Annotated in this window: 11 protein-coding genes; 9 read left to right on the top strand and 2 right to left on the bottom strand. The window is 71.3% G+C overall.

Going from position 1 to position 11166, the window contains the following annotated elements; translation table 11 throughout:
* Positions 1-104 precede the first annotated feature (104 nt).
* Complete coding sequence (locus tag OG858_RS06820; RefSeq protein ID WP_328545043.1) at positions 105-791, top strand: class I SAM-dependent methyltransferase; 687 nt, start codon at positions 105-107, stop codon at positions 789-791.
* On the opposite strand, the gene OG858_RS06825 is transcribed toward OG858_RS06820, so the two are convergent.
* Together OG858_RS06825 and OG858_RS06830 are read right to left on the bottom strand one after the other, a co-directional pair.
* Positions 760-1134 (bottom strand): fic family toxin-antitoxin system, toxin component, encoded by a 375-nt coding sequence (locus OG858_RS06825; protein WP_327749206.1) that lies wholly within the window; start codon positions 1132-1134, stop codon positions 760-762. The two genes, OG858_RS06820 and OG858_RS06825, sit on opposite strands and share 32 nt — an antisense overlap.
* 4 nt (positions 1135-1138) lie before the next feature.
* Complete coding sequence (locus OG858_RS06830; protein WP_319067508.1) at positions 1139-1378, bottom strand: toxin-antitoxin system HicB family antitoxin; 240 nt, start codon at positions 1376-1378, stop codon at positions 1139-1141.
* Positions 1379-1628: 250 nt separating this feature from the next.
* Here OG858_RS06830 and OG858_RS06835 point away from each other — a divergent pair, with 250 nt between their 5' ends.
* From OG858_RS06835 to OG858_RS06870, 8 genes are all read left to right on the top strand, one after another.
* Positions 1629-2516: an ABC transporter ATP-binding protein gene (locus OG858_RS06835; RefSeq protein ID WP_086750586.1), complete on the top strand. Its 888-nt coding sequence runs from the start codon at positions 1629-1631 to the stop codon at positions 2514-2516.
* 3 nt (positions 2517-2519) lie between these two features.
* A complete protein-coding gene (locus OG858_RS06840) occupies positions 2520-5090 on the top strand; it encodes an FtsX-like permease family protein (RefSeq protein ID WP_328545042.1) in 2571 nt (856 codons plus the stop codon).
* A 412-nt stretch (positions 5091-5502) separates the two neighbouring features.
* A complete protein-coding gene (locus OG858_RS06845; RefSeq protein WP_086750584.1) occupies positions 5503-6384 on the top strand; it encodes an LLM class F420-dependent oxidoreductase in 882 nt (293 codons plus the stop codon).
* A gap of 109 nt (positions 6385-6493) precedes the next feature.
* Complete coding sequence (locus OG858_RS06850; RefSeq protein WP_086750583.1) at positions 6494-6919, top strand: GNAT family N-acetyltransferase; 426 nt, start codon at positions 6494-6496, stop codon at positions 6917-6919.
* 204 nt (positions 6920-7123) lie between these two features.
* A complete protein-coding gene (locus tag OG858_RS06855; RefSeq protein WP_086750582.1) occupies positions 7124-8506 on the top strand; it encodes a hemolysin family protein in 1383 nt (460 codons plus the stop codon).
* The gene (locus tag OG858_RS06860; protein ID WP_046707588.1) at positions 8503-9519 is read left to right on the top strand and encodes a hemolysin family protein; all 1017 of its coding nucleotides are present in this window, start codon (positions 8503-8505) and stop codon (positions 9517-9519) included. The genes OG858_RS06855 and OG858_RS06860 overlap by 4 nt, the downstream gene beginning before the upstream one ends.
* Positions 9520-9629: 110 nt before the next feature.
* Positions 9630-10469 carry an SGNH/GDSL hydrolase family protein gene (locus OG858_RS06865; RefSeq protein WP_086750580.1) on the top strand — a complete coding sequence of 280 codons (840 nt, stop codon included), beginning with the start codon at positions 9630-9632 and terminating at the stop codon, positions 10467-10469.
* A 205-nt stretch (positions 10470-10674) separates the two neighbouring features.
* Positions 10675-11070 carry a DUF5958 family protein gene (locus tag OG858_RS06870; RefSeq protein WP_319261621.1) on the top strand — a complete coding sequence of 132 codons (396 nt, stop codon included), beginning with the start codon at positions 10675-10677 and terminating at the stop codon, positions 11068-11070.
* Positions 11071-11166: the final 96 nt, after the last annotated feature.

Below are 11166 nucleotides of genomic sequence, written 5' to 3' on the forward strand. Positions count from 1 at the left end.
CTGGTCCACGAAGGGTGAGCCGGTGCTTCTCCGGGCCGTGACGGGTGAGCCGGTGCTTCCCGGGGGACAATCGCAGTATCTGCCGTCCTCTTCGGGAGGCCCTCATGGCCCGCGCCCGCGCCACGAAGGACGCCGTGCACCACCCCCTCTTCGCCCGGTTCTACGCGAGACTGAGCGTGTCGGCGGAGCCGAGGATCGGCCCCCTGCGCGACGAGCTGCTCGCCGGGCTGTCGGGGCGGGTCATCGAGATCGGCGCCGGAAACGGTCTGAACTTCGCGCGCTACCCGGCCACGGTCGCGGAGGTGGTGGCGATCGAACCGGAGCACTCCCTGCGGCAGTTGGCCCTGGAGTCCGCCCTGCGCGCCGAGATGCCGGTGGACGTGGTGCCGGGCGCGGCGGAGGCGCTGCCGGTCAAGAGCGAGGCGTTCGACGCGGCCGTCGTGTCACTGGTGCTGTGCAGTGTGCGGGACCTGCGGCGCTCGCTGAGCGAGGTGCGGCGGGTGCTGCGTCCCGGCGATGAGCTGCGGTTCTTCGAGCACGGCCGGGGCGGCGGACGGGTGATGCGCACCGCCCAGCGGGGGCTGGACGCCACGGTGTGGCCGTTGCTGTTCGGCGGCTGCCATGTGTCCCGCGACCCGGTCGGCGCGATCCGGGCCGCCGGGTTCGAGATCGGCACGGTCCGGGAGATCCTGGTGCCCGAGCAGGGGCCGCGGCTGCCCAGCTCCTACTGCGTGGTGGGCCGGGCCCGGCGGCCCGGCGTCACAGACTCCACTGGCGCAGCTCCTGGGTGATGTCGTGCACGGTGGCCTCGCCGCTCTTGACCAGTCTGGCCAGGTCGCGCACCTGCTCGGCGGAGGTGACGACCTTGACGCCGCTGGCCACGAGATAGCCGTAGGCGACGGCGGAGGCGAAGAGGGCGTTGGAGCGCTCCAACGCCGGGACGTGCATGAGGAGTTGCAGGAGGGCGGCGGCTCGGGAGTGCGGGGTGTCGTAGACGGGGACGTCGAAGATCTCGGCCTCGTGCCTGGCGACGGCCGCGACGAGGGCACCCCAGTCGATGACCTGCGGATCTCCGGGCGTCTTCCGTTCGGCGACCATCAGCAGCCAGGCGAGGTCGATTCTGAGCTGACTCAAGGGATCAGTGACGTCCCTCGCGCCGGCCTTCTGGCTCGCTGCCGAACTCCTCGGCGAAGACCGCCTCGTACTGCTTCATGAAGTCGGCGGCGGACTCGACGAAGGTGTGGCCCGCTTCGCCGGTGTCCTGTCGGACCAACTCCTCGATGTACCGGTTCACACTCATCCCGCGCTCCAGGGCTCGTTCACGGGCGGCCCGGGCCGTGTCCTCGTCCACCCGTACGTTCAACTGGGTCTTGGCCATGCTTCGACGCTAGCGCCGGAGTGCTAGCGGAGGCAAGGGCGCCTTTGCCGCACACCACCCCGGAGGACTCGCCCGACCTCCCCTCGAAAGCCCTGAGGGCCCATCTCCATGCCCCTTACATCGATACCGGAAGCCCGACCTGCGAGGGAGACGGCCTCGGACTTCGGGGGGATTCCTGCTGTGCCCTGCATCACACTAGGCTCGGCCGGGAGCGCCCGGAATTCGAACTGGTTCGAGCCTGGAGGCCGTTTTGTCCACTGCTGCCGCTGAACACACCCTCGGCCGCGCGGAAGCCGACGGCATCGCCGCCCGCGCCCGGGGCCTGACGAAGGCGTACGGCTCGGGCGAGACGACGGTGCTCGCCCTCGACTCGGTCGACGTGGACATCGCGCGCGGCCGCTTCACCGCGGTCATGGGACCCTCGGGCTCGGGCAAGTCCACACTGATGCACTGCCTGGCGGGGCTCGACACCGTCTCCGCCGGACAGGTGTGGCTCGGGGACACCGAGATCACCGGCCTCAAGGACCGGGACCTGACCCGGCTGCGGCGGGACCGGATCGGCTTCATGTTCCAGTCCTTCAACCTGATTCCCACGCTGAACGCGGCCGAGAACATCACCCTGCCGATGGACATCGCGGGCAAGAAGGCCGACGAGAAGTGGCTGAACCAGGTCATCGACACCCTCGGGCTGCGCGACCGGCTGGGGCACCGGCCCTCCCAGCTCTCCGGCGGCCAGCAGCAGCGCGTCGCCTGCGCCCGCGCGCTCGCCTCCCGGCCCGAGCTGATCTTCGCGGACGAGCCGACCGGCAACCTCGACTCCCGCGCCGGGCTCGAAGTGCTCGGCTTCCTGCGCGAGGCGGTCGACCGGCTGGGCCAGACGGTCGTCATGGTCACCCACGACCCGGGCGCGGCCGCCCACTCCGACCTGGTGCTCTACCTCGCCGACGGGCGCATCGTGGACCGCATGGAGCGCCCGACCGCCGAAGCGGTCCTGGAACGCATGCGCCTCTTCTCCGGGGCCAACCCCCACACCCCCGGGTCCGACACCGGCCGGGCGGCCTTCGACGGCGAGGGCGCCCCCGTCGGTGGGTCCGCAGGCCGGCCCGCCGACGAGTCCATCGACCTCGACAAGGACTGAGCCGTGCTGAAGGCGACCCTGCGGAGTTTCCTCGCGCACAAGGGCCGGCTGCTGCTCTCGGCGCTGGCGGTCGTTCTGTCCGTGGCGTTCGTCGCGGGCAGCCTGATCTTCTCGGACACGGTCACCCGTACCTTCGACCGGCTCTTCGCCTCCACCTCGGCGGATGTGACCGTGGGCCCGAAGGACGACGATCTGACGGGGCAGCTGCCGACCGGGGCCGTCGAGACCGTGCCCGCCTCGCTCGCGCAGCGGATCGCGGGCATCGACGGCGTCGCGGACGCCCATGTCGACGCGGCCGTCGAGAACGTCACGGTCGTCGACAGCGAGAACGAGTCGGTGGGGCCGACGACCGGCGCTCCCACCGTCGCCACCAACTGGTACCTCACCGACCGCAGCCCGGTGAAGCTGACCGGCGGACACGCGCCGGAGGGCCCCGGCCAGGCGCTGCTCGACGCGGACACCGCCAAGAACAAGGACGTGCGGATCGGCGACACCCTGACCGTGCTCGCCCGGCCGGGCTCCTTCAAGGTGAAGGTCGTCGGCATCGCCACCTTCACCACCACCAACCCCGGCGCCGCGCTGGTCTATCTGGACACCCGGGCCGCGCAGAGCGAGCTGCTGGGCGATGCCGACGCCGCCACCACCATCTCCGTGACCGCCGAGCCCGGAGTGAGCGACGACCGGCTCAAGCGCCGGATCGCCGACGAGCTGGGGCCGACGGCGTACGAGTACCAGACCGCCGACGAGCAGGCCGAGTCGGCCGCGGCCTCGCTCGGCGGATTCCTCGACGTCATCAAGTACGTGATGCTCGGCTTCGCGGGGATCGCGACGCTCGTCGGCATCTTCCTCATCGTCAACACCTTCTCCATGCTCATTGCCCAGCGCACCCGTGAACTGGGCCTGTTGCGCGCGCTGGGCGCCGACCGGCGCCAGGTACGGCGGTCGGTGCTGACCGAGGCGGCGCTCCTCGGCCTGGTCGGGTCGACGCTCGGCCTCGCCGCGGGCATCGGGCTGGCCTTCGGGCTGATCGAGCTCATGGGCGCCTTCGGAATGAACCTGAGGTCGACCGAGATGGTGATCGGCGTGGGGACGCCGGTCGCGGCGTACGTCGTCGGGCTCGGCGTCACCTTCGTGGCGGCCTATCTGCCGGCGCGACGGGCGTCGACCGTGTCACCGATGGCGGCCCTCTCGGACGCCGAGACAGCCGGGGTGGGGCAGCCGCTGAAGGTGCGTGCGGTGGCCGGCGGGATCGTCGGGGCGGCCGGTGCCGCCGCGCTCCTGGGGTGCGCGGTGTCGTCGGACACCGGTTCCGCCGCCTCCCTGCTCGGTCTCGGCGTGGTCCTCACGCTCGTCGCGACCGTCATCGCGGGACCCCTGCTCGTACGGCCGGTGATCCGGGTCCTCGGCGGCGCGTTCCCCGCGCTGTTCGGCTCCGTCGGCCGGATGAGCCAGCGCAACGCCCTGCGCAACCCGCGCCGGACCGGGGCCACCGCCTCCGCGCTGATGGTGGGGATCGCGCTGGTCGGCGGAATGTCCGTGGCCAGCGCGTCGATGGCCAAGTCCTTCGACGACGAGATCGACAAAACGCTGGGCGCCGACTTCGTCATCCAGAACCAGAACTTCATGCCGTTCCCGCAGGAGGTCACCGACAGGGTCCGCGCCACGGACGGCGCCGGTCTCGTCGTACGGCAGCGGTTCACCCCGGTCGCGGTACGGCTTCCGGACGGCGAGCGGATCGAGACGACCGCCGCGGCCTACGACGCACGGCTCGACGAGGTCGCGAACGTCACCTACGCCCGGGGCGACAGCGCCGCCGCGCTCGGGGACGGCGCCATCGCCATGGACGCCGGGTTCGCGCGGGAACACGACGTGACGGTGGGCAGCACGATCCCGGTGCGGTTCCCGGCCGGGAAGAACACCGAGCTGAAGGTGACCGCGCTGACCGACCAGGACACCGCCGACGGCTTCGGGGTGCAGGGCGGGCTGTACTTCGGGATGGGCACCATCGAGAAGTACGTGCCCGAGGGGCAGGACTCGGCGCTGTACGTGAACGCCGGGTCCGGCATCGACGCCGACGAACTCCGCGCGAACCTGGAGCGGACGCTGGACGCGTACCCGCAGGTCCAGGTCCGCGACCAGGCCGACTACAAGGAGCTGATCCGCAACCAGATCGCCGTACTCCTCTATCTCGTCTACGCGTTGCTCGGCCTGGCGATCGTCATCGCGGTGCTCGGGGTGGTCAACACCCTCGCCCTGTCGGTGGTCGAGCGCACCCGGGAGATCGGGCTGCTGCGCGCGATCGGGCTGGCACGGCGGCAGTTGCGGCGGATGATCCGGCTGGAGTCGGTGGTGATCGCTGTCTTCGGAGCGGCCCTCGGGCTCGGGCTCGGCCTGGTCTGGGGGGTGTGCGTGCAACAGGTGCTGGCCCTGCAGGGCATGAAGGCGCTGGCGATCCCGTGGGGCACGGTCGTGGCCGTGGTGATCGGCTCCGCGGTCGTGGGTGTCGTGGCGGCCCTGCTGCCGGCGCTGCGCGCGTCCCGGATGAACGTGCTGGCGGCCATCGCGCACGAGTGAGAGTGCGCGCGGGTGGTGGTGGCGGACGTGTGAGACTGCGCGGGCGGTGGCGGCGGGAGGTGAGAGTGCACGCGGGAAGACCCCGGCGGGCACGGGAATGTGCACGCGGGGCGACGGCGGCAGGCGTGCGAGAGCGCACGCAGGACGACCCCGGCGGGCACGAGAATGTGCACGCGGGGCGACGGCGGCGGGCGTGCGAGAGGGCACGCAGGGCGACCCCGGCGGGCACGAGAAGCGCACGCAGGACGACCCCGGCAGGCGTGTAAGAGGGCACGCAGGGCGACGGCGGCGGGCACGGGAATGTGCACGCGGGGCGACGGCGGCGGGCGTGTGCCTGTGCTGGCGGCATACGCACACCGGTGATGTACTCACCGGCATGTCCGCTCACGTCCCCTTGAGATGAGGAGAGTTCATGCCGCGCCCGTTCCGCTTCGGAGTCAACTTACTCAGCCCCACGTCGGCCGGGGAGTGGCGCGCGAAGTGCCGCCGCGCCGAACAGCTCGGCTACGACGTGATCCTGGTCCCGGACCATCTCGGCATGCCGGCCCCGTTCCCGTCCCTGGTCGCCGCGGCGGAGGCGACGCAGCGGCCGCGGCTCGGCACGTTCGTGCTGAACGCGGGCTTCTGGAACCCGACACTGCTGGCACGCGAGGTCGCCACCACGGACGCGCTGACCGGCGGGCGTCTGGAACTGGGGCTCGGCACCGGGTACGTACCGGCCGAGCACGAGAAGGCCGGTCTGCCCTGGGGTTCGCCGGGCGAGCGCGTCGACCATCTGCTGCGCACCGTCGAGGAGTTGGACCGGCTTCTCGGCTCCGAGGAGCACGAACCACGTCCGGCGCAGCGGCCCCGGGTGCCGCTGCTCATCGGCGCAAACGGCGACCGGATGCTGCGGATCACCGCCGAGCACGCGGACATCGCGGCGTTCACGGGAGCGCGGACGGTGGCGGGCGGCAAGCTGGAACCGCTGACCGCCGACGAACTCGACGAAAGGGTGGGCCGGTACCGGGAGTTCGCCGCCGGGCGCAAGGAACCCGCCGAACTGAACCTGCTGATCCAGATCGTCGAGCTCGCCGAGGACCGCGCCGCCGCCGTGCGGCCGTGGCTCGGCCACCTCCCGAACCTGAGCGAGGAGCAGGCACTCCAGCTGCCGCTGGTCCTGGTGGGAACCCTGGGGGAGATCGTCGACCAGGTGCTGGCACAGCGGGAGCGGTACGGATTCTCGTATCTGACCGTCCTGGAGCCGAACATGGAGATCTTCGCGAAGGTCGTCGAGGCGCTGCACGGCAGATGATGCGGGTGAGCGGGGTCGGTGCGGGTCCGGTCCGGTCCGCCATCGCGCGGTCACTGTCCGGATCCTGGAATTCCAGGTCGCCGTCCGGCCCCCGTGATGGGATCGCGCCATGACCGACCTGCGCATACGGGCCGCGACGCCCGACGATCTCGACGCCGTCCTCGCCTTCTGGAAGGTGGCCGCCGAGGGCACCAGCATCAGCGACGACCGCGAGGGCGTCGAACGGCTGGTGGCCCGTGACCCCGAGACGCTGATCCTCGCCGAGCTGGACGGCGACCTGGTGGGCACGGTCATCGCCGGCTTCGACGGCTGGCGGTGCCATCTGTACCGGCTCGCGGTGCACCCCGAGCGGCGGCGGAAGGGCATCGGCTCGGCGCTGCTCACCGCAGCCGAGGAGCGGTTCGTCCGGCTCGGCGGGCGGCGCGGCGACGCGATGGTGCTCGTACGCAACGAGACGGCCCAGCATGCCTGGCGTGCGGCCGGGTACGCGCCCGAGGAGAAGTGGCGGCGCTGGGTGAAGCCGCTCGGGGGCTGAGGCCGGGAGAGCACCGAGGCGGCGAGGAGGCACTTTGCCGGTCCTTTACCATGGGTGGACCAGTCAACCTCTACGGAAAGGTTGTGAGCGTCCGCCCATGGGCGAGCCTCCCAGTACCCGCCCCGGTGCACCACGTGGCCGAGCCGGTGCACGACATCGCGCGATCCTCCCGCCCCTGCCCGATCATGGGACGGAGGTGACCCGATGACCGAAGTGCTCCTCCTTCTGGTGGCGGTGCTGCTCTCGCTGATCTGTGGTGCCTTCGTCGCCGCCGAGTTCTCGCTGACCACGGTCGACCGCGGCCGGCTGGAGCGGGCCGTGGAGCGCGGCGAGCGGGGTGCCGCCGGCGCCCTCAAGGCCGTACGGAATCTGACGTTCCAGCTCTCCGGTGCCCAGCTCGGCATCACCGTCACCAACCTGGTGGTCGGCATGCTCGCCGAGCCGTCCATCGCCAAGCTGATCGCGGGCCCGCTGGAGGCGGTCGGCGTACCGGGTTCCGCGTCGAGTTCGGTGGCGCTGGTGATCGGTACGGCCCTGTCGACCGTCGTTCTGATGGTCGTCGGCGAGCTGGTGCCCAAGAACTGGGCGATCTCCGCGCCACTGCCGGTGGCGAAGAAGGTGGCGAACCCGCAGCGCTGGTTCAGCGCCGCGTTCCGGCCCTTCATCACCCACCTCAACAACACCGCCAACCGTCTCGTACGCCTCTTCGGTATCGAGCCCGCCGAGGAACTGGCCTCCGCGCGCGGCCCCCAGGAGCTGGCGGCCCTCGCCCGGCACTCGGCCAAGGAGGGCGCCCTGGAGGCGGACACCGCCGAGCTGTTCGTGCGGACGCTGAACCTCGCCGATCTGACCGCGGAGAACGTGATGACCCCGCGCGTCCAGGTCATCGCCCTCGACGCGCAGGCGACCTGCGAGGACGTGGCGAACGCGACCCGGGCCACGGGCCTGTCCCGCTTCCCCGTCTACCGCGGCGGCCTCGACTCGGTCGTCGGCACCGTGCACATCAAGGACGTCCTCGCCGTGCCCGCCGAGCGTCGGCTGCGCACCTCCGTCGCGGAGCTGCTGCGCGAGCCGCTGCTCGTCCCCGAGTCGCTGACCGTGGACCGGGTGCTGGACCGGCTCTCGGGCAAGCGCACGATGGCCGTCGTCATCGACGAGTACGGCGGAACCGCCGGTGTGGTCACCCTGGAGGACATCGTCGAGGAGGTCGTCGGCGAGGTGCGGGACGAGCACGACCCGCACGAGACGCCCGACCTGGCCCCCGTCGGCACCGACGAGCACGGCCGCGAGCTCTACTCGGCCGACGGCTCGGCCCGCACCGACCAGCTGGCCCGGGTGGGCCTGCGCGCGCCGGACGGACCGTACGAGACGCTGGCGGGCCTGGTCGCCACCGAGCTGGGCCGTATTCCGGCCGTCGGGGACACCGTCGAGGTCGTCGGCTGGCGGCTCGACGTGGTGGACGCCGCCGGGCGCCGGGCCGCACGCGTGCTGCTGCACGCGCCGGTCGCCTCCGACGAGGGGCACGAGGAGTACGAGAAACGCGTGAAGCGCGAGAGGCACGAGAAGCACGAGGAGGAGACGCGATGACCGCCGTCCAGCTGCTGATCGGTTTCGCGACGCTGGTCGTCAACGCCTTCTTCGTGGGCGCCGAGTTCGCCTTGATCTCCGTACGCCGCAGCCAGATCGAACCGTACGCCGAGCAGGGCGACCGGCGGGCGCGCAGCGTGCTGTGGGGTCTGCAGCACGTGTCCGCGCTGATGGCGGCCGCGCAGCTCGGCATCACCCTGTGCACCCTGGTTCTCGGTGTGGTCGCGGAGCCCGCGATCGAACACCTGCTGGAACCGCTGTTCCACGCGATGGGCGTGCCGGAGGGCGCGGGCCACGTGGTGTCCTTCGTGATCGCCCTGGCACTCGCCACCTACCTCCACATGCTGCTCGGCGAGATGGTGCCGAAGAACATCGCCCTCGCGGAGCCGGTGCGCAGCGCCCTGCTGCTCGGCCCGCCGCTGGTGACGCTGTCGCGCGCGCTGCGCCCGGTGATCTTCACGATCAACGCCTTCGCCAACGCCCTGCTGAAGCTGATGCGGATCGAGACGAAGGACGAGGTCACGGCGGCCTTCTCGGACACCGAACTCGCCCGTCTGGTCCGGGACTCCAGCAAGGCCGGACTCATCGACGACCGCGCGCAGGAACGGCTGCGCGACGCGCTGGAGCTGGGCCGCCGGCCCGTGCGCGACGTCGTGCTCCCGCTGGAGCGGGTCGTCTACGCGGGCATGGGTGTCACCCCGGAGGAGCTGGAGAGGCTGTCGGCCGAGTCCGGGTTCTCCCGCTTCCCCGTGGTCGACGAGGGGCGCCGGATCGTGGGCTACCTCCATGTGAAGGACGCGCTCGACGCGACGCCGCGCGACGTGCCGTTCTCCGTCCGGGACATGCGGTCCATCGCCCGGGTCAGGGAGACCACACCGCTGGACGACGTGCTCTCCGCGATGCGGCGCAGCCGGACGCACCTGGCGGCCGTACTGGGCGAGGACGGGCGGCTCGCGGGCATCGTGACCATGGAGGACGTGCTGCGGGAGCTGTTCGGACAGCCGACCGTGTGACCTTCCGGGGCCCCGCCCGAGGTGGAGCGGGCCAGGCGAGGGGGCCGGGGTGACGGACCGGGGAGGCCGACCGACCACCAGGTATGTGAACGCGTTAGCATCGTTCCGCCATGCAGACGAATCCCACATACTCCAGCCTTGTCACCCTCGGCGACTCCTTCACCGAGGGCATGTCCGACCTCCTCCCCGACGGTTCGTACCGGGGCTGGGCGGATCTCCTCGCGGGCCGCATGGCCGCGCGGACGCCCGGCTTCCGGTACGCCAACCTCGCGGTGCGCGGAAAGCTGATCGGACAGATCGTCGCCGAGCAGGTGGAGGCCGCGGCCGCGATGGAGGCGGACGTGATCACGCTGGTCGGCGGCCTGAACGACACCCTCCGGCCCAAGTGCGACATGGGCAGGGTGCGCGCTCTCCTGGAAGAGGCCGTGGAGCGCCTCGCCCCCTCCTGCAAACAGCTCGTCCTGATGCGCAGCCCCGGTCGTCAGGGGCCCGTTCTGGAGCGGTTCCGGCCACGCATGGAGGAACTGTTCCACTGCATCGACGAGCTGGCCGCCCGGCACGGCGCCCTCGTCGTCGACCTGTACGGCGTTCCCTCGCTGGCCGATCCCCGTACGTGGGACGTGGACCGGCTGCACCTGACACCCGACGGGCACCGCCGGGTCGCCGAAGCGGTCTGGCAGAGCCTCGGCTACGACGTGGAGGACGCGGAGTGGCGGACGCCGATGCCCGTGACGTCGCCGCCCGGGTGGACCGCCCGGCAGGTGGCCCACGCGCGGTTCGCCCGACAGTTCCTGCTGCCGTGGATCGTCCGTCGCCTCACGGGCCGCTCCTCGGGGGACGGCCGGACAGGCGCCCAGTTCAGCGCTGAGCTGGGCAAAGCCTTCTGGATCACCCCTGTCGACCCCACAGATCCCGGCCCTGTGACGGGCTGGCGACGGGTGGAGCCCTGACCCGGAGCCCCGCCCGGCTGCCATGCGCCGACTTGAACGCGGGGCGTTGGCTTCGACCTGGCACACGAGGGCATCCTCCTCGACCAGGTGCACCCGCTTCGGACCACCCGCTGGGCCGACGATGCCGAAGGCGCGGCCTCTCCGGCAGTGCTGCTCGCATCCTGATCACCGCGACGGAGCGGCGGCCGTCCCACGGGAAGCAGTCATGAACGAACGCGACGTCCTGCTCAACGAGCTCGTGCAGGGGCTGCGCCCGATGCCAGAGGGCATCGAATGGTTCGACAGCCTCGGCCACGAAGAGCAGTCCGAGGTGCTGTTGTTCCTGCGCCGTCACTGCGTCCAGGCGCGCGCCGTCACAGAGGATGCACCGGAGAGCATCCGCCGTGCCGAGCTGCGCCCGACGCATACGCCCGCAGTGCTGATCTCACGAGGCCGGATGGACGAGCAACTGGGAAAGATCGCCGGTCTCACGCCTCTCGACGAACGCCGCAAGGCGTTCAGGCTGCTGATCGCCGTGCTCACGATTGCCGACGCGCGGCGCCGCGAGCGTTTCTGTTCCGGCGGCTGCAATCACTGGTGGCACGGGCTGTCCGTCGCCTGACAACCCAGCACCGCACTCCTGAAAGTCAGCGACAGGGCGGGGCGTACGTTGACGACGGATCGGATCAGGACACCGCGTTCCGCCTGCAGTTCGGCC

Origin of the sequence: Streptomyces europaeiscabiei (genome assembly GCF_036346855.1) — a bacterium.
GTDB lineage: Bacteria > Actinomycetota > Actinomycetes > Streptomycetales > Streptomycetaceae > Streptomyces > Streptomyces europaeiscabiei.

Coding starts and splice junctions, on each gene's coding strand:
- OG858_RS06820 (WP_328545043.1), top strand. CDS start 105: ATGGCCCGCGCCCGCGCCACGAAGGACGCCGTGCACCACCCCCTCTTC.
- OG858_RS06830 (WP_319067508.1), bottom strand. CDS start 1,378: ATGGCCAAGACCCAGTTGAACGTACGGGTGGACGAGGACACGGCCCGG.
- OG858_RS06845 (WP_086750584.1), top strand. CDS start 5,503: ATGCCGCGCCCGTTCCGCTTCGGAGTCAACTTACTCAGCCCCACGTCG.
- OG858_RS06850 (WP_086750583.1), top strand. CDS start 6,494: ATGACCGACCTGCGCATACGGGCCGCGACGCCCGACGATCTCGACGCC.
- OG858_RS06855 (WP_086750582.1), top strand. CDS start 7,124: ATGACCGAAGTGCTCCTCCTTCTGGTGGCGGTGCTGCTCTCGCTGATC.
- OG858_RS06860 (WP_046707588.1), top strand. CDS start 8,503: ATGACCGCCGTCCAGCTGCTGATCGGTTTCGCGACGCTGGTCGTCAAC.
- OG858_RS06865 (WP_086750580.1), top strand. CDS start 9,630: ATGCAGACGAATCCCACATACTCCAGCCTTGTCACCCTCGGCGACTCC.
- OG858_RS06870 (WP_319261621.1), top strand. CDS start 10,675: ATGAACGAACGCGACGTCCTGCTCAACGAGCTCGTGCAGGGGCTGCGC.